The organism is Halorubrum sp. Atlit-26R (assembly GCF_003666015.1).
Taxonomy (GTDB): domain Archaea; phylum Halobacteriota; class Halobacteria; order Halobacteriales; family Haloferacaceae; genus Halorubrum.
Map to the genome: position 1 here is coordinate 165034 of NZ_QPLT01000005.1, position 19440 is coordinate 184473.

A 19440-nucleotide genomic window follows, 5' to 3' on the forward strand; every position below is an offset into this window, starting at 1 on the left:
TGCCTACTTCTTCCACATGTGGAGAAACATGTATGAGAGTCGAACCGGAATATCCCGGTATGGCGACTGAGGAGAGGTCCGAAGAAACGACGGTCAGCGATCGGGGGATGGTCACGATCCCGGCAGACCTCCGCCAGCGACTTGACATCGAGCCGGGTGACAAGCTCCGGTGGACCACAGACGAAGACGGTGCGCTCTCGGTCGAGATCGTCCATCAACGCGAGGGCGTGTTCGACGATTTCGAACCCGTGGACTCCGGCGAGACGAACGCCGTCGAAGCGGAGGCCGAGTTCGGAGGCGAGTGATGGCAGTCGCCCTCTTGGACACGAACGTCCTCTTCGCCAGTGCTAGTGCCCGCGATGAGTACCACGACCGCGCTCGGGAGATCGTCCGCGGAATCGACCACGGGGAACTGCCGGACGCCGTCATAACGGACTACGTCGTCGCGGAGCTACTGAACCTCTCTCGCGAGAAACTCGGCCCAGATGCCGCGAACCGACTGCTGGATCGGCTTATCGAGGGCGCACATTTCGAGATTGTTCACTCCCCGCAGGTGGATTTCAACGCCGCACAGCCGCTTTTCCGCCAACACAACGAACTCTCGTTCGTGGACGCGACCATCGCCGCGTACCTGAATCGGGAAGGAGTTGAGTATCTCTATTCCTTTGACGACGACTTCGACGTGGTCGAGGGTTTCACACGCTTGGAGACCGCTGACAACCCTTTCAGTTAGCTGGTTCGGAGTGAGTGACTTTGTCACGAACTCTTCAATATCTCTGGGGTAGGACCGCCAAATCCCCGGTCCTCTGGCTATTTATCGCCGATAGCGGATAGACGGCAAACACCTCCAAAGCCCCAGCCGCTCGCTTATAAACGACTGATCGCGGATCGACGGCGAACACCACCAAAGCCCCAGCCGCGAGGACGGCGCACACTCGTTGCGCTCCTCGTCACTCGCTACGCTCGTTCCTGCGGTGCTTACGTCGTCTGCGCCGTCCTCGCGACTGCCCCTTTGAATCCCGCCCCGCACCGCACAGCACCTCACGCCTCCCCAGCCTCGTCAGCCGCCCTTCGCTTCGCTCCGGGCGGCTGACTCCCTCGCGGGCTCCTCGCGGCCGCCGCTGGCGGCCGCTCGCAGGCACGCGCCACCGCATTTTCTTTTATAAATGGTCACGGCACCGCGAACTGATATTTAAACCACGTTCTCACCCGGAGTTTTATCGCCGCTCGTTCGCTCTGTTCGTCCATGAGACACGCACAGGGACCGCTCCTCACGATCGACCTGACCGAGCGGACCGCGTCGACGACGCCGATCGACGACCGGCTCGCGTCGTTCGTCGGCGGCCGCGGGCTCAACACGTCGCTCGCGTACGACCGGATCCCGTTCGACGCCGACCCGCTCGGCCCGGAGAACCGACTCTACCTCTCGACCGGGCCGATGCAGTACTCGACGACCTCTTACACCGGTCGGATGGCGGCCACGGGCCTCTCGCCACTCACGAACGGCCTGCTGTCGTCGAACGCGGGCGGGTTCCTCTCGCGGAACTTCACCGGGGCGGGGTACGCCGCGGTCGAGCTCGTCGGCGCGAGCGACGACCTGCTCGCCGTCCACGTCCGCGAAATCGGTCCGGACGGCGAACCGGACGTGACCTTCGAGGAGGTCCCGGACTTGGAGCAGGCGGAGGTGTCCGCCGTCTCGGACCGGTTCGCGGAGAGCCACGACTTGGAGCCGGAACACGTCGCCTGCGTGGGTCCCGCTGGCGAGAACGAGGTCCGCTTCGCGTCGGTGATGACCTCGGACACGCGGGCGTTCGGGCGCGGTGGGCTGGGGGCCGTCCTCGGCTCGAAGGGCGTGAAGGCGCTCACCTTCGACGGCGATTCCGAGGCCGAGATCGACCTCGACTGGCCCGACGAGGCGGGCGAGGTCCACCGCGAGGCGGCCACCTCCGACTCGATCATGAAGCGGCAGGGGACGACGAGCGTGACGGAGCTCGCCAACGAGGTGGACGCGCTCCCCTCCTACTACTTCGCCGAGACCTCCTTCGAGGGGGTCGAGGGCATCTCCGGCGACCGCGTCGAGGAGAAGAAGTACAAGAAGGGGACCTGCTCGCAGTGCGCGTTCGCCTGTAAGCTCCCCACGCGCGACGAGGCGACGGGCGTCGAGACGGAGGGGCCCGAGTTCGAGACCGTGATGGCGTTCGGCTCCAACGCGGGCGTCGACGACGTCGTCGACGTGATGGCCGCGAACGAGCTGTGCGACGAGCTGGGGATGGACACCATCTCCTGTGGCGACGTCGTCTCCATGTTCCTCCAGAGCGAAGACGAGTTCGGCAACGCGGAGCTCGTCCGCTCGCTCGTCGAGCAGATCGCTTACCGCGAGGGCGTCGGCGACAAGCTCGCGGAGGGCGTCCACCGCGCCAGCGAGGAGTTCGGCGCCGAGGACTGGACGGTGAAGGGGATGGCGTTCTCCGGCCACGACGGCCGCGCGCTCAACGGGCAGGGGCTCGCCTTCGCGACCGCGAACCGCGGCGCAGACCACATGTACGGGGAGTTCTACCCCTACGAGTACCCGCTCGTCGACCCCGACGACGCGCTCGACCCGCAGGGGCTCGACGGGAAACCTCCGAAGCTCGTCGCGAAGGAGAACCGCAACGCGGTGCTGGACTCCGCCGTGATCTGTAAGTTCTCGCGGGGCGTCGTCACCGACGATCGGCTCGCCGCGCTGCTCGACGCCGACTACGACGACCTCCAGACGCTGGGCGCGCGGGTCGTCGAGTTGGAGCGCGCGTTCAACAACGCCCGCGGCTTCGACCGCGCCGACGACACGCTCCCGTACGCCGACGCGATCGACGGGTTCGACGACGCCCTCTCGGAGTACTACGCGCTCCGCGGCTGGAACGACGACGGAACCGTCCCGGGCCACGGCGACGACCTCGACGCCGGGAGCCGAGCGACGGCCGACGACTGAGCCGGAGTCGCTCCCGCCGCTCGCCTACTCGCCGCCCGACTCGACGTCGGCGCCGCGGAACTCGAATCGGGCGCCCCCGCCCTCGCCGTCGACCAGTTCGACCGCCCAGCCGTGCGCGTCCGCGACCTCGGCGACGATCTTCAGCCCGAACCCGGTGCCGTCGGGGTCGGTCGTCACGCCCGCCTCGAACACCTCTTCGCGGTCGGCCGGGTCGATCCCGGGGCCGTCGTCCTCGACGTAGAACCCGTCGCCGTCCGGGAGCGCGCCGACCGTGACCGTTACGTCGGGCCCCACGTGTTCGACCGCGTTGCCGAAGAGGTTCTCTATGGCCTGCCGCAGGCGGCTGCGGTCCGCCTCGACGACCGCGTCCGTCTCGACCGCGAGCGTCGCGGACTCGGTGTCGACGGTCTCCCAGCACTCCGCGGCGAGGTCGGCCAGCGGGACGGGCTCGGTCTCGTCGATCCCGGACCCCTGCCGCGCCAGCGCGAGCAGGTCCTCGATGAGGGCGTCCATCCGGTCGAGCGAGCGCTCGACCGCGCCGAGCTCCTCGACGTCTACCGACTCGTCCGCGAGCCGGTCGCTGACGATCTCGAGGTTCCCGGCCGCGACGTTGAGCGGGCTCCGCAGGTCGTGCGAGACGAGGCTGGCGAACTCCTCCAAGCGGTCGCGCTCGCGCGCCACCTCCTCCTCGCGGCGCCGGAGCTGCCGCTCCCGCTCGATGCGGACGAGCACCATCGTCACCGTCGCCGCCCAGATGCGCGCCACCGCGAGGTCGGAGTCGTCGAAGGCGTCGGGAACGGTCGCGCCGACGTTCAACGCGCCGTACCGCCCGAGCGGGACGACGAGCTCGCTCCGGATCGTCTCGCCGTCGTCGTAGCGGTCCGGGTCGTCGGCGACGTCGGCCACGTAGGTCGGCTCCCCGCTCTCGAACACGTCCCACGTAATGCTCCGCTCGTCGGCCGCGAACGTCGGGTGGTCGCCGACGACGGCGTCCGCCGTGTCGGTCCAGGCGATCGGTTCGAGGGCGTCTTCCCCCTCGTCGTACAGCCAGATCGCGGCGATCGGATGACCCAGCACGTCGTCGACGTACGCCACCGCCGCCTCGGCGGCCGCCTCCCTGTCGGTCGTCTTCAGCAGCTCCCGGGTCGCCTCGTGGAGGGATTCGAGCGTCTCCGTGCGGCGCTGGAGCGCCAGCCGCCGCGTCCGCTCGTTCGAGACGTCGATCGCGGTGACGACCGCGTACGGGTCGCCGTCGATCTCGAACGGGCCGACGCTGACCCGGACCGGGACGAGGACGCCGTCGCCGCGGCGGACGGCCAGCTCGAACCCGTCGGCGAGCGACCGCGTCTCGCCGGCGCGCGTCGTCTCGATGAGCGCCCGCACGTCGTGGCGAGAGTCCGCTGCCTCCCTCTCGCTCGGCTCGTCGCTCCCGAAACCACCGGCTCCGGTGCTGTCGTCGTCGACGCCGGAGGGCGGCGCCGACCCGCCGCCGCCCCAGTCCAGCTCGGTCGGGTCCTCGAACACGTCGCCGATCGACCGGCCCGCGAGGTCGTCCGGGTCGAGCCCGAACACCGCCTCGACGCTCGGCGTCCCGGCGTGGACGACGCCGTCGCCGTCGACGACCAGCGTCGGGTCCGGCGTGGCGTCGATCGCCTCGGGGAAGCGGTCCATGGTCACTCGTCCGCCGGCGTGTGAACGTGACCGCACTCGGGGCAGCGCACCTCCTCGCCCCGGAGGTCCGCGGAGGAGGCGCGCACCTCGCGCATCACCTCGCTGATCCGATCCTCGGCCTCTAACTCGTCGGCGACCGCGAGGTCGACGCCCTCCACTTCGAGGAGGAACTTCGCGACCTCCGTCACCTCGTACATCATCTCGTCTAAGTCCTCGGCGGTGAAGAAGCCGGACATCGCGCCGTAGAGGAACGTTGCGCCCGCCTTCGTCACCTTCTCCTCGAAGGAGTAGCGGGCCTGATTGACGGCCTGCGGGGTGTAGGTGTCGGTCATGAAGGGGACGAGCTCGGGGAGGTTCTCGCCGATCTTCGTCATCTCGACGCCGGTCTCCGTGCGGAAGTCCGCGCAGAGCCGCGCGATCGCCCACTCGCGGGCCGTGATGTACGTCCGGTCGCGGAGGAACTCGTTGACCCGCTCGTAGCGCGCGCCGTCCATCTTCTTGAACCGCTCGTACTTCCGGACGTCCCGCGGCACGTCGTCGTCGGAGTCGTCGTCGGTCGCGGTCGTATCCTGATCGCCACCGGTCGAATCCCGCTCGTCAGCGTCGGCCGCGTCCGGCCCCGCGGCCGGTGTCTCCTCGTCCGTTCCGTCGCCCGCTCGGGAGTCGGGTTCCCCGTCGTCGCCCTCGGAGGAGGATCGATCCTCGGGCGGGGACCGGTCCGCGGGGGCGTCGCCGGTCTCGTCGGGCGCGTCGGCCGACGAACCGGTGTGTTCGCTCATACTTTCGAAACCTCGCGGGCGGGCAAAAGCCTTGTCGGTGGTCGCCCGCTCGGAGATCCACTTTTGTACCGCCGCGTGGAGGGATGGGGCATGAAGGTGCTCTGCGGGATCGGCGGCAGCGACGACTCGTTCCGCGCGCTCGACCGGACGGTCGAACGCGCGGCGGTCGCGAACGACGACCTGACGATCGCCGTGGTCGACAACGAGGACTCCTCTGTGTCGCCCGACGAGGTCGTCGAACGCGCCGAGGCGGCGGCGGACGAGGCCGAAATCGACGCCGAGGTCCGACGGGTCGAGGGCGACCCGGGGAGCCGGCTGGTGGAGATCGCCGAGACCGAGGGGTTCGAGGAGATCGTCTTGGGCGGCGGTCACACGAGTCCGATGGGGAAGATCACGATCGGGTCGATCGCGGAGTTCGTTCTCCTGAACGCGAAGACGTCGGTCACGCTGGTCAGATGAGCGACCGAGGCTACCCGGACGCGGTGGCGGACGAGTTCCCGCCGCCGCCGACCGCGTTCACCGACCGCGAGGACCGCGCGATCGAGGTCCGGCCGTACGCGGGCGAGGAGGCGGTCCGCGAGGCGCTCGTCGAGATGTACGACGCCTTCGACCCGGCCGACCGCGCGCAGGGGATCCCGCCGGGCGGCGAGGAGCGCATCCGCGAGTGGCTCGACGCCATCCTCTGTGACGACTGCTACAACGTGATCGCCTGGTGCGGCGACGACGCGGCCGGCCACGCGACGCTCGTCCCCGACGGCGACGCCTACGAGCTGGCGATCTTCGTCCACCAGGAGTACCAGCGCGCCGGGATCGGCACCCACCTCATCCGCGGGCTGCTCGGGCACGGGCAGGCGAACGGCGTCGAGAAAGTGTGGCTCACGGTGGAGCGGTGGAACCGCGCCGCGGTCTCGCTGTACAAGAAGATCGGCTTCGAGACCTCCGACGCCGAGAGCTTCGAGCTGGAGATGGGGCTGCGGCTTCACGCGAGCGACGACGAGGACGTCGACCCCGATCCGGACGACGGCGACGAGTAGCGTTGGCCGGAATCTTCAAGCCTTTAGGGGCGGCCCGCGACCGCTCCGGTATGAGCCATCGAATTCTGCTGTTGGGGGCGCCCGGCGCCGGAAAGGGGACGCAGAGCGCGAAGCTGGCCGACGAGTACGGCGTCGAGCACGTCACGACCGGCGACGCGCTCCGCGCGAACAAGGAGATGGAGACGGAGTACGGCACGCCCAAGTCGTTCATGGACGCGGGCGAGCTCGTCCCCGACCCGGTCGTCAACGAGATCGTCGAGGCCGCGCTCGACGACGCCGACGGGTTCGTCCTCGACGGCTACCCGCGCAACATCGAGCAGGCGGAGTACCTCTCGGAGATTACGGACCTCGACGCCGTCATCCTGCTCGACGTCGACCAGGAGGTGCTCGTCGACCGGCTCACCGGCCGCCGCGTCTGCGACGACTGCGGCGCGAACTACCACGTCGACTTCCAGCCGCCCGAGGAGCCGGGCGTCTGCGACGAGTGCGGCGGCGAGCTGATCCAGCGCGAGGACGACACCGAGGAGACCGCCCGCGAGCGCTTGGAGGTCTTCTACGAGAACACCGAGCCCGTGATCGACCACTTCCGCGACGAGGGCGTCCTCGTCGAGGTCGACGGCGAGGCGACCCCGGACGAGGTCTTCGCCCGGATCCGCGACGTCGTCGAGAACTGACGCGATCGAGAACCGGTCTCCGTCCGTCGCGCGGTGACGGGCCGGACGCGCGGCCGACGATCCTACAAGGTTCTTAACCGTCGACCGCTAACCGGCCGGTAATGAGCAAAGTCGAACGGCGAGTCCGCTCGCTGGTCCGCGAGGACGGCGAGATGCGGGACGCCATTCAAGTCGTCCTCGACAACGCCAGCGGCGGCGAGGTGCGTTGGGTCGACGTTCGCGACGAAATCTCGAGCGGGCAGTGGGGCCGGCTCATCGAGAAGGAGATCCTCGTGGACGGCGAGGAGGGGTTCGCCTTAGCCGACCGCGAGGGGATCGAGGCCGGCTTGGAAGATGACGACGACTCCGGCGGGAGCGACGTCGAGACGCCCGAGACGACCTCCTGGTCGAAGTGGGACAAGCTCGCCGGGGTCGCGACGCTCGGCGCGTTCGTCGGGTACGCGGTCCCCCCGGTCCGGAACGCGATCGCCGGCGCCATCGACGTCGTTCTCGGCCCCCTCCTGAACGTGGTCCCGTTCTACGTCGTGATCATGGTCATCGCGCTCGGCACGGGGCTGTACTCGACGCTGCTGCGCGCCGGGCTCATGGACATGGAGAAGATGGGCGCGTACCAGGACCGGATGAAGGACATCCAGGAGCGCCGGAAAGAGGCCGAGAAGCGCGACGACGACGAGGCGCTCGACGAGATCCAAGAAGAGCAGATGGAGGCGATGGGCGACCAGCTCGGCATGTTCAAAGAGCAGTTCCGCCCGATGGTGTGGATCATGTTCCTCACCATCCCCGCGTTCCTCTGGATGTTCTGGGTGATCGGCTACCGCGGGTCGGAGGCCGCGTATCCGGCCGTCGCCGCCCAGGAGCTCGTCGTGCCGCTGGCGGGGACCGTCACCTGGGACACGGGGATCGTCGGCCCGATCCAGATGTGGATCCTCTGGTACTTCCTCTGCTCGATGGCGTTCACGCAGCTGGTCCAGAAGAGCCTCAACATCGAGATGTCGCCGTCCTCCTCGTAGGCGACGAGCGAACCCTCTCGGTTCCTCGCGGTCCCTACTCGTCGGCTTCGACCGCGTCGTCGCCGTCGCTCTCCTCGGCCGCGACCTCCTCGGCGACCGCTTCGAACGCCGCGAGGATGACGCGCTTGCACGCCTGCCCCTCGGTGCTCCAGTGGTGGGCGTAGTCGAGCATGTCGTCGTAGATGTCGGGCTTACAGCCCGCCGCCTGCGGGTGGCCGCCGCCGTTCACGCGACCGGCGACCTCGTGGGCGTGCCGGAAGTCGTCGGAGCCGCGGATGGAGGCGGACCCCGCGGGTTTGACGATCACCGCGGCGTCGGCGCCCGCCTCGCGGAGCCCCTCCGCGACCTCGTTCTGCGAGCAGCGGCCGTAGGTGACCGCGACGCGCCAGTCGCCGACCTCGTGGGTGACCGCGCGGTCGACCGCGAGGTCGATGCGGGCCTCCTTCTCCACGCGGCGGTCCTCGACGAACGAGCGCACCGTTTCGGGGAGGTCGACGCCGTACGCGCCGATCACGGCCGCGTACTCCTCGGCGCCGGCCCAGTAGGAGTAGTCGGCGAGGTCGTCGGAGCGCGGGTCCTCCTTGATCCAGAGGTCGTGGTCGCGCGTGACTTCCGCGAGCTCGGTCCAGCGGTCGTCGAACGCGTACTCCAGCGACCGGAGCGTCACGTCGGCGGTGCACTCCTCGTCGGAGTCGCCGACGACGAGGTCGACGCCGGCGTCGCGGACCGCGGCGGCGGTGTCGTCGTCCCACTGGTGGTGGTCGAACCAGCGGATCGCGTCGGTCGACGCCGCGAGCGCCTCAAGCGGCTCCGCGATCCACTCGTAGTCGTCGGGACAGAGGTCGCAGACGAAGAGGTCGATGCCGTCGTCGGCGTACGCCTCGACACGTTCGAGCGCGGTGTCGATCGAGTACGGGCCCGCCGAGAGCAGGCCGACCGGCGACTCGGCGTGCGCGTCGGCGAGGGGGTCGTCGTCGGACTCCTCGTCGCTCGCGTCGTCGTCCGCGTCGTCATCGGTCTCCTCCTCGTCGTCCGCCAGCCGCGCCGCGATGGCGTCCTCGAAGGGTTCGACGTCGAGCGCGGCGTCGTACGCCTCGCGGATCATCGCGGCGCAGGCGAGGCCGTCGGCGTCGCCGTCGGCGATCACGACCGCCTCGCAGCCCTCGATGGCCTCCCTCGCCCGTCGCTCCGCGCGCTCGTCGTCCAGCGAGTCGGGGTAGAAGAATCCCTTCCCCGGCAGCTTCGTGTACCGCGATCGGGGGGCCTCGCCCGTCTCGATGAGGTCGTCGTCCATACCGTCGAGGCGGGCGGCAGCCGGAAAACTCCGCCGCTCTCGGGCCGGTCGCGCGGCGTCGCGTTCGGCGGCCGCCGACCTCCGCGACCGCTCAGATCGTCGTCCGCCGCGGGTCCTCGTCGGTCAGCTGTCGCACCGTCAGCACCGGCACCGGGCAGGTCCGGACGACGCGCTCGGCGACGGAGCCGATGAGGAAGCGGTTCTCGCCGTGGCGCCCCCGAGTCCCCATCGCGACGAGGTCGGCGTCGACCGACCGGGCGTAGGAATCGATCTCCGAGGCCGGGCGCCCCTCGCGGACCTCGATCGTGACGTCGAGGTCGCGGTCGCGGTCGTGCGCGGCGTCCGCGACGCGGTCGAGCGCGTCACGTCCCTGGTCGTCGAGCGCGTCGCGGAGGTCCTCGCGGACCCTGTCCGGCGACGACTCGACCTCGCCGGCGTCGACGACGTACACCGCGTGGACCTCGGCGTCGAACCGCGCCGCCACGTCGACCGCGACCGAGACGGCCCGCTGAACGCTGTCGGAGCCGTCGGTCGCGACCACGATGGTGTCGAACATGGCCGTCCGTTCGCCGCAACGGCACCTAAAACCCGGCGGTCGGGGGAGGGGAGACGGCGCGAAGCGAGGCGAGCGCGACGACGTTCTATTTATAAATAGCCGGACTGGGCGGCGGCGCGTGCCGACGAGCGGCCGCCTGTGGCGGTCGCGAGTCGCACGCGCGAGGGAGTCGGTCGCCGAGCGAAGCGACGGCGACCGACGAGGCTGGGGAGGCGTGAGGGGGTGCTGTGCGGGGCGGGACTCAAAGGGGCAGTCGGCGAGGCGGGCGCAGGCGACGTAAGCACTGGAAGGAGCGAGCAACGCGAGCGACTGAAGCGCGCAACGAGCGTGCGCCCGCCTCGCCGGCTGGGGCTTTGGAGGCGTTCGCCGCCGATCTATTGTCGATTATTTATAAGCGAGCGGGTGGGGATTTGGAGGAATTCTCTGCCGACCCGTCGTATTTATAAAAGACTGCGCGCGTCCAGTCCCGTTACGCTAAGAAGACGTGCCGGGGACGGTCGGCGAGCACGTCGCGGCCCCACTGGACGGTCTCGGAGAACTCGTCGGAGCGGAAAAAGGCCATCGCGTCCTCCTTCGCGTTCCACTGGCTGGCGATGAACATGTCGTTCTCGTCTTCGGTGTTCACCATCAGGTCGGTCTCGACGTGGCCGTCCATCTCCCCCAGCAGGTCGCCGACGTCGTCGAAGGTCTCGACGAACTCCGACTGGTAGTCGGGCTTGACGGTGTAGAACATCCCCATCGTGCCGAAGCCGGACTCCTCGCCGGCGCGGGCGACGATGTCGGGCAGCTCCGAGAGGAACCCGGCCGCGGTCTCCGCGGCCGAGGCCGTGTCCCAGATGGAGACGACCGCGGCGCGGTCGGTGTGGCGCCCCTCGTACACCGCGGTCTTGACGTGGGTGCCGTAGTGGTCGAAGTTGCCGCGCAGGCCCTCGACCTCGTCGAACAGCTCGTCGACGTCGGCCTCGCTGTACAGCACCGTGGCGTACACGTCCTCGCCGTGGGGCTTCCCGGCGTAGATGTCGAGGTCCGCGAGCTCGCCGCGGATGTCCTCGCCGGAGGCTCCGTCGCCGGCCTCCTCCTCGCCGTGGGGATGGTCCCCCTCGCCGCCGGCCTCCTCGCCGTGCGGGTGATCGCCGTGCGCGGAGCCGCCGCCGGCGCCCGAGTGGTCGTGCCCCTCGCCGCGTCCGTGCGCGTCGTCGCCGTGGCCGCCGCCCTCGCCGTGATGGCTCCCCTCGTCGTCGCCGTGATGGCCGCCCTCACCGTGCGGGTGGCCGCCGCTGTCCTCCTCCGGAACGCGCCCGGTCGGAACCGTCTCGCCCGCGAGGAACGCGTCGAGGTCGGTCGGCGGGAACCGGCGGCCGACGTAGAAGTCGCCGAACTCGCCGTACCGCGAGGAGGCGGGGTCGAACCGCATCTCGTAGACGATGTCCTTGATGTCGGTCGGGTCCGCGCCGAACAGCGTGACGCCCCACTCGTGCTCGTCGAAGCCGACGGAGGAGGCGATCACCTGTTTGATCTTGCCGGCGTACTCCTTACCGACCTCGCCGTGGCCGGCCATCAGCTCGGCGCGCTCCTCGAACTCGAGGTCGTACCAGTTGTGCTCCTCGCCGCGGCGCTTGCTCATCGGGTAGAAGCTGACGTACTCCTCGTCCGGGATGTCGGGCTTCAGCTTCCCCTCGATGTAGCGGCGAAGCCCCTCGTCGACGGCGTCGGCGCCCTCCTCGAAATAGTCGTCCGAGACGTACCCGGACACCTCGGTGACGGAGACGTAGGAGGTCTCCCGCTCGGTGAACTTCGCGAGCGCGGTGTCCTCGAAGCGGCGCTCGATCGCGGAGAGGTCGTCGAGCGACGGCCGGAAGTGGAGACAGAGGAAGTCCGCCTTGTGCCCGAGCACCGAGAACAGCGCGGACTCGCCGTCGTCGGCGTCGGCGACCAGTTCGCGGTGTTTCAGGAAGGCCTCGCCCTCCTCGATCGCTCGTCGTCGCTCTGACTCGGGCGCCTCGCGCCACGCGTCCCAGTCGATCGAGCGGAAGTCGTGCAGCGAGAACCACCCTTCGGCGGTCTGTGGAGCCTCGACCATACGTCGGGTTCGGGCCGCGCGACTTAGGGGTTTGCGGGTCGTCCCGCGTGCCGGAAACGGAACCACGGTCGCGGGGCCCCGCGTGCCGGAAACGGAACCACGGCCGGGACGCCGGCGGCGCCCGCATAGCATTTTATGTCAGACTGACGTTTCGGGTCGTATGCCCGCTGAAACGTACCCCTCCGACGACCCGACCGCGTCGACCGACGACAGACCGGTCGCCGTTCGGACGACCGGCCTGACGAAACGCTACGGCGACGACGTGCTCGCGGTCGACGACCTCGATCTCACCGTGTACGAGGGCGAGATATTCGGCTTCCTCGGGCCGAACGGCGCGGGGAAGTCGACGACGATCGACGTGATCATGGACTACGTCCGCCCGTCCTCCGGGAGCGCGACCGTCCTCGGTCGCGACGCGCAGGCCGAGACGCGCGCGGTCCACGAGCGGGTCGGCATCCTCCCCGACGGGTACGGGCTCTACGAGCGGCTCACCGGGCGCAAGAACCTGGAGTACGCGGTGGCGTTGAAGGGCGCCGACGACGACGTCGACGACCTGCTCGACCGCGTCGGCCTCGAATCCGCCGCCGCCGACCGCGCCGTCGGCGGCTACTCGAAGGGGATGACCCAGCGGCTGGCGCTCGCGATCGCGCTCGTCGGCGACCCCGACGTGCTGATCCTCGACGAGCCCTCGTCGGGGCTCGACCCGAACGGCGTCCGCCTCGTCCGCGAGATCGCTCGCGACCACGCCGACCGCGGGAAGACGGTGTTCTTCTCCAGCCACATCCTCAGTCAGGTCGAGGCCGTCTGCGACCGCGTCGCGATCCTCGACCGGGGGCGACTCGTCGCCGTCGACACGATCGACGGGCTCCGCGAGGCGCTCGACACCGGCTCGACGGTGACGCTCACGGTCGACGCCGTCCCGGACCGGCTGACGCTCGGGGAACTCTCGGGCGTCGACGACGTCGCGGTCGACGGCCGGACGATCCGGGTGCGCGTCGGCGAGGCCGCCGCGAAGGTCGACGTCATCGACCGGGCCCGCGACGACGGGGCCGCGATCCTCGACGTCGCGATCGCGGAGTCGTCGCTGGAGGACCTGTTCAGCGCGTACACCGGCGGGTCGCCGCCGGATCGAGACGCTCCGGTCACCCGCGGCCCGGAGGCGGATCGATGACCCGGCGCGTCCAGCTGACGATCGCACGCAAGGAGTTCGGCGACGCCCTCCGATCGCGGGTGGTCTGGGCGATCGTCGCGGTCATCGCCGCGGTGTCGTCGCTGTCTGCGGCGCTCCCGCTGCTCGTCCCCGAGGCGGACGTGGGCGCCGGTCCCGAGGCGGCTATCGGCGGCGCGTCGCAGTTCGCCGGGCTGCTCGTCCCGATCATGGCGCTGATCGCGGCGTACCTCTCGGTCGCCGGTGAGCGGGAGTCGGGGAGCCTGAAGGTGTTGCTCGGGCTTCCGCCCTCGCGCGGCGAGGTGATCGTCGGCAAGTTCCTCGGGCGGGGCGTCGCGGTCGCCGGCGGGATCGCCGCTGGCTTCGCGATCTCGGGCGCGGTCACGGCCGCCCTCTACGGCAGGCTCCCGGTCGCCGCGTTCCTCGCGACGACGGCGCTGACGGTGCTGCTCGCGGTCTCGTTCCTCGGGATCGCGGTCGGGATCTCGGCGGTCACGGCGACGCGGGCCCGGGCGATGACGCTCGCTATCACGGCGTACCTCGGCCTGACGCTCCTCTGGGACCTCGCCCCGAACGGCGTCCACCTGCTGGTCACCGGCCGACTCCCCGGCGCCGGCGTGCCCGCGTGGTTCCTGCTCGTGCGCGGGCTCAGTCCGACCGGCGCGTACAACGCGCTCGTCCAGCGGACGCTGCTCGGCGACGCCGGCGTGGCGGCGGCGACCGGCGGCCCCGCGCCGGCGTTCCTCAGCCCCGTCGTGTTCCTCGCGGTCATGGTCGCGTGGGCCGCGGTTCCGCTCGCCGTCGGGTACCTCGGCTTCCGGCGCGCCGACCTGAGCTGATCCGGATCACCGTCGACATCGGCCGTCAAGCGCTCTCAGTCCGGTCGTTCGGCCGTGATCGCCGTGACCGAAACCCTTTCGACGCGACCCCGAAAAATCGGGACGATGCGGAAAAGCGGCCCGCCGAAAGGACTGATCTCGTACCTCGTGTTGGAGCTGCTGGACGAGCGCCCGCGGTACGGGTACGAGCTGCTCGGCGAGATCACGTCGATTAGCGGCGGCCACTGGGAGCCCTCCTACGGCTCCGTCTACCCGATCCTCTACAAGTTCGAGGAGGAGGGCGTCGCCGAGCGCGTCGAGCGCGACGACGAGCCCGACCGCAAGTACTTCGCGCTCACCGACGCGGGCCGCGAGGAGCTCGCCGAGAAGCGCCGCGAGATCGGCGGCGAGGCGAGCGACTTCGGCGACGTCGTCCTCGGCTTCTATCACCTGTACGCCGCGCTCGCGACCGACGACCGCTTCGAGGTGGACGACGCGGACGCCGACTGGGGGTTCTCGGAGCGGTACAGCGCGTGGATCGTCGAACAGATGATCCGCCACCACGAGCGGGACTTCGGCGAGTTCGAGCGGATCGACGCCTCCCCGGAGGAGTTCTACGCGGAGGCGGACGGCTCTGACGCCGCCGACGCGGAGGAGTCGGAGGGAGCGTCCGGCGCCGAGGAGTCCTCGTCCGGCGCGGCCGACGACTGACGCCGGAGGATCGGCCCGCGGCGGAACGAGCCTCTCACCGGTGGAGCAGCCGCCACAGGAGCCCGCCCGGGAGCCCCGCGCGCACGAGGCGGTCGTACAGCCGGTCGGGGAGGACGCTCGCGAGGCGCGGCAGCCACCGCGCCCGGCGGCTCACGCGGTAGCGCGTCCGCGGCCGGTCGGCGGTCGTCGCGGTCACCACGCGCTCGACGACCGTCTCGACGTCGGTGGCGGCCGGCGAGTACCCCTCGAACGCGCGGTAGGCGTCGGCGTAGGGGCTCTCGTCGCTCGCCCCCGCGCCGCCCGCGCCCCCGATCGCCGCAGCGGCCCGCTCGTTGAACCCGGTCCGGACGGGGCCGGGCTCGACGAGCGTCACGTCGACCCCGTGCGGCCCGACCTCGCGGCGCAGGGCGTCGACGTAGCCGTCGAGGCCCGCCTTCGCGGCGCTGTACGCGCCGTGGTACGGCAGCGCCACCGAGCCGACCATCGACCCGACGACGACGACCCGGCCGCCGCGCTCGCGCAGCGTCGGGAGCGCCGCGGCGACGGTCACGTGGACCGCGGTCAGGTTCGTCTCCAGCTGTCGCCGGAACGCCTCCGCGGAGGTGTCCTCGGCCGCCGCGATCTCGTAGCCCCCGATACAGGAGACGACCGCGTCGAGGGGGCGGTCCGCGAGCAGGTCGCGGACGGCCGCCTCGTCGCGGAGGTCGATCGCGGCGGTCTCGACCGCGTCGGACAGTCCCGCGAGCCCCGCCGCGTCGCGGTCTACCCCGAGGACGTCGTGACCGGCGGCCGCGAGCGAGCTCGCGACGCCCCCGCCGATCCCGCCGGCGGCTCCCGTCACGAGAACGTACATGACGGGAATTCGCGCCGCGACCAGTAGACGGTGGCGGTTCGGGGCGTCGGCGGGCGCTGACCGGAGCCCCGGCCCGGATCGGCGTCCCGGTTCGGAGCGCGGCGCCGACCTCGCTCCGACGCCCGAAGGCATATATCCGCCACGGGCGATTGTCGGCGTAATGTCCACCGACGAGCCGTCCGTCCCGATCGTGTGCGACGAGTGCGAGACGGAGACCCGCGTGCCGCTCGACGACCTCGCGGACGCGCTCGAGAAACACAACGCCCAGAAGCACGACGGCGAGTCCGTCGCCGAGGTCGACCCGGCGATCAAAGACCGCCTCGCCGACCTCGTCGCCGAGGATCTCGGGCTGTTCGACGAGGACGCGACCGAGCGGCCGTGAGACCGTACGCCGTCTGATTCGGGCGACCGGGTCGCCGCCGACAGACTCCCGCGTACGCGCCGCGCGATCGAGCGCCGGACACGGAGGGGAACACCAGCAACAATTGCGTCGTTCGATGACGAGCGCTGCTCCGAAATGTTTCTTAAAATCCGGTTTCAGTCCCGAGCGGCTCCGAATTTCGAATTCCTCGACGTCACCGGAACGCGCTTCCGTTGCTGGTGACGCGAGAGTGTTGCCCGCGGAGCCGCTTCCGTGCGTATGTACGAACCAACGCGGACAGCGTCGCGGCGGTCGTTCCTCGCGGCCGCGGGCGGAACCGCGACGGTCGGCCTCGCCGGCTGTCTCGGCGGCGGTGGTGGCGGACTCGACGAGCTGACGGTCGCGCACATGCCGATCTACCCAGACCTCCAGTGGTACGTGATGGAGGGCGAGGGGTACTTCTCGGAGATAGACGCCGAGGTCACCGGACAGGAGTTCGGCAACGGCCCGGACATCGTTCAGGCGCTCGGCGGCGGTGACATCGACATTGCGATGTTCGGGATCGTCCCCGCGATGATCGCCATCGACCGCGGTATCTCCGCGCAGGTGACCGCCGCGAACATCCAGGAGCCGATGGGTATCATGGCCGAGGAGTCGTTCCACGAGACGTTCGAGGCCGAGGGCGCCGACGCGTTCGCGACGTGGGAAGCAGAGCGGGGCGAACCGTTCACCTTCGGCACGTTCCCGCAGGGAAGCGTCCCCGACGTCCTCTTGCGCTATTGGCTCCGCGACGTCGGCGTCGACCCCGCCGAGAACGACGCGGTGGAGATCATCGAGATCAGCGGCGCGAGTTCGGTCTGGCAGGCGATCGCCAACGACGAGATCGACGGCACCTCGATCATGGAGCCGGTGCCGACGATCGCGCAGGCCGAGGACTCGTCCGTGACGATGCTCCGCACCGCCGCCGAGGTCCTCCCCGGCCAGCCCGCCGCGGTCACGCTGATGAGCGACGCGGTGCGCGACTCGCCGCTCGCGGCGCAGTTCCTCGAAGGGCACGTCCGCGCGACCGAGTTCATCGGCGAGAACCCGGACGCGACCGCCGCGCACGTCAACGAGGGGATCGGGATGCCGACCGACCGCGCGCGGGACGCGCTCGACTCGCCGCTGTCGAACTTCATCACCGACCCCGGCGAGATCGCGGACGCGACGCAGGTGTTCTCGGAGTTCGCGGCCGGGAACGGCCAGATCGACGAGCGGCTGTCGAACGACGCGATCTTCGATCTGGAGGTGTACGACTCCCTCTGATGGCGACCGAAACCGCATCGCCCGTCGGGGAGGGCGACGCGTTCGCGGGCGTCGGGCTCGGCGACGGGCGCCGCCTGCTCCGCGGGGCCGTCGGGGTCGCGGCGTTCCTCCTCGTCTGGCACGCCGTCTCGCTCACGCAGGACCCGTTCGTCCTCCCCTCGCCGGTCGCGGTCGCGGGGGCGTTCGCGAGCGAACTCGCCTCGGGCGACATGACGGCGGCGCTGTTCCAGAGCGTCCAGCACTGGATTCCGGGCACGCTCGCCGGGACCGGCCTCGGCGTGGCCGCCGGCGTCGCGTTCGGGTGGAGCCGACTGCTCGACGACCTGACGGCGCCGCTCGTCCGGACGCTGCGCCCGGTGCCGCCGCTCGCGCTGATCGGCTTCGCGATCGCGTGGTTCGGGATCAACGACTGGGGCGCCGCCTTCATCATCGCGGTCGGCGCGTTCTGGATCAACTTCTACGCGGCGTACGGCGCGGTCGAGGGCGTGAGCGAGGACCTCCTCGACGTGGGGCGGACGCTGGGCGTCCGCGGCGACCTCGACGCGGTCCGCTCGATCGTGCTGCCGGCGTCGATGCCGGGGATCCTGACCGGGATCCGAACCGGACTGGGACGGTGTTGGATGCTCGTCGTCGCCTCGGAGATCTTCGGCGTCCCCGGGGTCGGCCGCGAGATTATCCGCGCCAGCAACAACCTCCGCGTCGACCGGGCGATCGCGTACATCCTCGTGTTGAGCCTGATGTACCTGCTCGTCGACGTGGCGTTCCGCGCGGTCGAACGGAGGGCGTTAGCGTGGCGGGCGTGAACGGCGACTCCTCCCTCGCTCCCGCGGAGGCCAGCGTCGCCCTCGACGGGGTCGGCAAGACGTACCCCGGCGACGGGGACGGCGGCGCGGTGCGCGCGCTCGACGACGTCTCCTTCTCGGTCGCGGACGGCGAGTTCGTCTGCCTCGTCGGCCCGTCGGGCTGCGGGAAGACGACGCTGTTCCGGATCGCGGCCGGGCTCACCGAGGCGACCGACGGCCGCGTCCTGCTCGACGGCACCGAGGTCACCGGCCCGACGACGGACATGGGCGTGGTGTTCCAGGAGTACCACCTGTTCCCGTGGCTGACCGTCGCGGAGAACGTCGGGTTCGGCCTCGAACGGAGCGACCGCTCGCCCGCCGAGCAGGAGGCGCGCGTCGACGAGATGCTCGACCTCGTCGGGCTGACGGAGTTCCGCGACGCCTACCCGAAGTCGCTGTCGGGCGGGATGAAACAGCGCGTCGCGATCGCCCGGTCGCTCGCGGTCGACCCGAGCCTCCTGCTGCTGGACGAGCCGTTCGGCGCGGTCGACGCTCAGACCCGCGAGATGCTCCAGCGGGAGCTGCTCGACGTGTGGGCCTCGACGGGGAAGACGGTCCTCTTCGTCACGCACGACGTCGCGGAGGCGGTGACGCTGGCGGACCGGATCGTCGTGATGGCCGCCGACCCGGGGCGCGTCCGCGAGATCGTCGACGTCGACGTCGAGCGCCCGCGCGAGCGCGGCAACGCCGCCTTCGCGGAGTACGTGGGTCGCGTCCGGGAGCTGATCGGGGCCGGGCCGTAGTCGATCGGGTTACGCTTCCCCGCAGTCGATCGGGCTACGGCTCCCCGCCGTCCCCGCTGTCCTCGACGCTCTCTGACAGCTCGTCGACGTGGGTGCGGAGCGTCGCCAGCGTCGCGTCCGCGTCGGCGTACCCCTCGTCGTAGTCGTCGAGCGCGGCCGCAGCCCTGTCGAGAAAGCGTTCCACCGCCGGGTCGGTCGACTCGTCGGTCATGCGAAACCGTCCGCCCGCGAGCGGCTTATGTTTCTCGGCGACGCGGTCGAACGCCGGCAACGCGTGCCCGGCTACTGTCGCCGGCGGAGCGCGTACGTCGTGTAGCCGACCGCGGCGACGAGCGCGGCGGAGAGGAGGGTGCCGAAGACGGCGGGCGACGCGGTGACGTAGCTGCCGAACGGGTCGGTCAGCGCGAACACGCCCACGATGAGCGCGAGGGAGATGGCGATCCCGACCGCGCCGAACAGTTTGAACGCGGCGTCGAGGTCGAAGCGAGGCGATCCGGGTTGGTGGCTCATACCCTCTCGTACGCGCTCCAGTTATAAATCCGGGCGACCGGATTTTCAGTCCGAGAGAACGGC

At 70.3% G+C, this 19440-nt stretch carries 22 protein-coding genes; 14 read left to right on the forward strand and 8 right to left on the reverse strand.

The window, feature by feature from the left end; genetic code table 11:
* Window positions 1–59 precede the first annotated feature (59 nt).
* The 3 genes from DVK07_RS07760 to DVK07_RS07770 all read left to right on the forward strand — a co-directional run bounded on the left by DVK07_RS07760 (window position 60) and on the right by DVK07_RS07770 (window position 2968).
* Window positions 60–305 (forward strand): AbrB/MazE/SpoVT family DNA-binding domain-containing protein, encoded by a 246-nt coding sequence (locus tag DVK07_RS07760; RefSeq protein WP_121596521.1) that lies wholly within the window; start codon window positions 60–62, stop codon window positions 303–305.
* Window positions 305–733: a type II toxin-antitoxin system VapC family toxin gene (locus DVK07_RS07765; RefSeq protein ID WP_121596522.1), complete on the forward strand. Its 429-nt coding sequence runs from the start codon at window positions 305–307 to the stop codon at window positions 731–733. The genes DVK07_RS07760 and DVK07_RS07765 overlap by 1 nt, the downstream gene beginning before the upstream one ends.
* 513 nt (window positions 734–1246) lie before the next feature.
* Window positions 1247–2968: an aldehyde ferredoxin oxidoreductase family protein gene (locus DVK07_RS07770; RefSeq protein WP_121596523.1), complete on the forward strand. Its 1722-nt coding sequence runs from the start codon at window positions 1247–1249 to the stop codon at window positions 2966–2968.
* A gap of 24 nt (window positions 2969–2992) precedes the next feature.
* On the opposite strand, the gene DVK07_RS07775 is transcribed toward DVK07_RS07770, so the two are convergent.
* Window positions 2993–4639, reverse strand: a complete 1647-nt coding sequence (locus DVK07_RS07775; protein WP_394338879.1) for an ATP-binding protein — start codon at window positions 4637–4639, stop codon at window positions 2993–2995.
* Window positions 4640–4641: 2 nt separating this feature from the next.
* Complete coding sequence (locus tag DVK07_RS07780; protein ID WP_121596525.1) at window positions 4642–5418, reverse strand: DUF5806 family protein; 777 nt, start codon at window positions 5416–5418, stop codon at window positions 4642–4644.
* Window positions 5419–5508: 90 nt separating this feature from the next.
* On the opposite strand from DVK07_RS07780, the gene DVK07_RS07785 reads away from it, so the two are divergent.
* The 4 genes from DVK07_RS07785 to DVK07_RS07800 all read left to right on the forward strand — a co-directional run bounded on the left by DVK07_RS07785 (window position 5509) and on the right by DVK07_RS07800 (window position 8136).
* Window positions 5509–5877: a universal stress protein gene (locus tag DVK07_RS07785; protein WP_017343991.1), complete on the forward strand. Its 369-nt coding sequence runs from the start codon at window positions 5509–5511 to the stop codon at window positions 5875–5877.
* Window positions 5874–6452: a GNAT family N-acetyltransferase gene (locus DVK07_RS07790; protein ID WP_121596526.1), complete on the forward strand. Its 579-nt coding sequence runs from the start codon at window positions 5874–5876 to the stop codon at window positions 6450–6452. Before DVK07_RS07785 ends, DVK07_RS07790 begins: the two co-directional genes overlap by 4 nt.
* Before the next feature lie 50 nt (window positions 6453–6502).
* On the forward strand, window positions 6503–7126 hold the full coding sequence (locus DVK07_RS07795; RefSeq protein WP_121596527.1) for an adenylate kinase: 624 nt from the start codon (window positions 6503–6505) through the stop codon (window positions 7124–7126).
* Window positions 7127–7227: 101 nt separating this feature from the next.
* The gene (locus tag DVK07_RS07800; RefSeq protein WP_121596528.1) at window positions 7228–8136 is read left to right on the forward strand and encodes a DUF106 domain-containing protein; all 909 of its coding nucleotides are present in this window, start codon (window positions 7228–7230) and stop codon (window positions 8134–8136) included.
* Window positions 8137–8170: 34 nt separating this feature from the next.
* Here the strand turns inward: DVK07_RS07800 and DVK07_RS07805 are convergent, their stop codons facing one another.
* The 3 genes from DVK07_RS07805 to DVK07_RS07815 form a co-directional block, all read right to left on the reverse strand.
* Window positions 8171–9430, reverse strand: coding sequence for a DHH family phosphoesterase (locus DVK07_RS07805; RefSeq protein WP_121596529.1), 1260 nt, complete (start codon window positions 9428–9430; stop codon window positions 8171–8173).
* Between the two features lie 91 nt (window positions 9431–9521).
* Window positions 9522–9986, reverse strand: coding sequence for a universal stress protein (locus DVK07_RS07810; protein WP_121596530.1), 465 nt, complete (start codon window positions 9984–9986; stop codon window positions 9522–9524).
* A gap of 469 nt (window positions 9987–10455) precedes the next feature.
* On the reverse strand, window positions 10456–12066 hold the full coding sequence (locus DVK07_RS07815) for a heme-binding protein (RefSeq protein ID WP_121596531.1): 1611 nt from the start codon (window positions 12064–12066) through the stop codon (window positions 10456–10458).
* A gap of 160 nt (window positions 12067–12226) precedes the next feature.
* Here DVK07_RS07815 and DVK07_RS07820 point away from each other — a divergent pair, with 160 nt between their 5' ends.
* From DVK07_RS07820 to DVK07_RS07830, 3 genes are all read left to right on the forward strand, one after another.
* A complete protein-coding gene (locus tag DVK07_RS07820; RefSeq protein WP_121596532.1) occupies window positions 12227–13237 on the forward strand; it encodes an ABC transporter ATP-binding protein in 1011 nt (336 codons plus the stop codon).
* Window positions 13234–14073 carry an ABC transporter permease subunit gene (locus DVK07_RS07825; protein WP_121596533.1) on the forward strand — a complete coding sequence of 280 codons (840 nt, stop codon included), beginning with the start codon at window positions 13234–13236 and terminating at the stop codon, window positions 14071–14073. Before DVK07_RS07820 ends, DVK07_RS07825 begins: the two co-directional genes overlap by 4 nt.
* Before the next feature lie 105 nt (window positions 14074–14178).
* Window positions 14179–14763, forward strand: coding sequence for a PadR family transcriptional regulator (locus tag DVK07_RS07830; RefSeq protein ID WP_121596568.1), 585 nt, complete (start codon window positions 14179–14181; stop codon window positions 14761–14763).
* Window positions 14764–14797: 34 nt separating this feature from the next.
* Here DVK07_RS07830 and DVK07_RS07835 read toward each other — a convergent pair whose 3' ends face one another.
* Window positions 14798–15616, reverse strand: a complete 819-nt coding sequence (locus DVK07_RS07835; RefSeq protein WP_199719437.1) for an SDR family oxidoreductase — start codon at window positions 15614–15616, stop codon at window positions 14798–14800.
* 160 nt (window positions 15617–15776) lie between these two features.
* On the opposite strand from DVK07_RS07835, the gene DVK07_RS07840 reads away from it, so the two are divergent.
* The 4 genes from DVK07_RS07840 to DVK07_RS07855 all read left to right on the forward strand — a co-directional run bounded on the left by DVK07_RS07840 (window position 15777) and on the right by DVK07_RS07855 (window position 18867).
* The gene (locus DVK07_RS07840; RefSeq protein WP_017344002.1) at window positions 15777–15998 is read left to right on the forward strand and encodes a hypothetical protein; all 222 of its coding nucleotides are present in this window, start codon (window positions 15777–15779) and stop codon (window positions 15996–15998) included.
* Between the two features lie 258 nt (window positions 15999–16256).
* Window positions 16257–17282, forward strand: coding sequence for an ABC transporter substrate-binding protein (locus DVK07_RS07845; protein ID WP_121596534.1), 1026 nt, complete (start codon window positions 16257–16259; stop codon window positions 17280–17282).
* Entirely contained in the window at window positions 17282–18085 is an 804-nt protein-coding gene (locus DVK07_RS07850) for an ABC transporter permease (protein WP_121596535.1), read from the forward strand. The genes DVK07_RS07845 and DVK07_RS07850 overlap by 1 nt, the downstream gene beginning before the upstream one ends.
* Window positions 18073–18867 (forward strand): ABC transporter ATP-binding protein, encoded by a 795-nt coding sequence (locus DVK07_RS07855; protein WP_121596536.1) that lies wholly within the window; start codon window positions 18073–18075, stop codon window positions 18865–18867. Before DVK07_RS07850 ends, DVK07_RS07855 begins: the two co-directional genes overlap by 13 nt.
* Window positions 18868–18901: 34 nt before the next feature.
* Here DVK07_RS07855 and DVK07_RS23255 read toward each other — a convergent pair whose 3' ends face one another.
* Both DVK07_RS23255 and DVK07_RS07860 read right to left on the reverse strand, forming a co-directional pair.
* Window positions 18902–19078 carry a hypothetical protein gene (locus DVK07_RS23255; RefSeq protein WP_199719438.1) on the reverse strand — a complete coding sequence of 59 codons (177 nt, stop codon included), beginning with the start codon at window positions 19076–19078 and terminating at the stop codon, window positions 18902–18904.
* A 71-nt stretch (window positions 19079–19149) separates the two neighbouring features.
* Window positions 19150–19377, reverse strand: a complete 228-nt coding sequence (locus DVK07_RS07860; protein WP_121596537.1) for a hypothetical protein — start codon at window positions 19375–19377, stop codon at window positions 19150–19152.
* Between the last annotated feature and the right edge of the window lie 63 nt (window positions 19378–19440).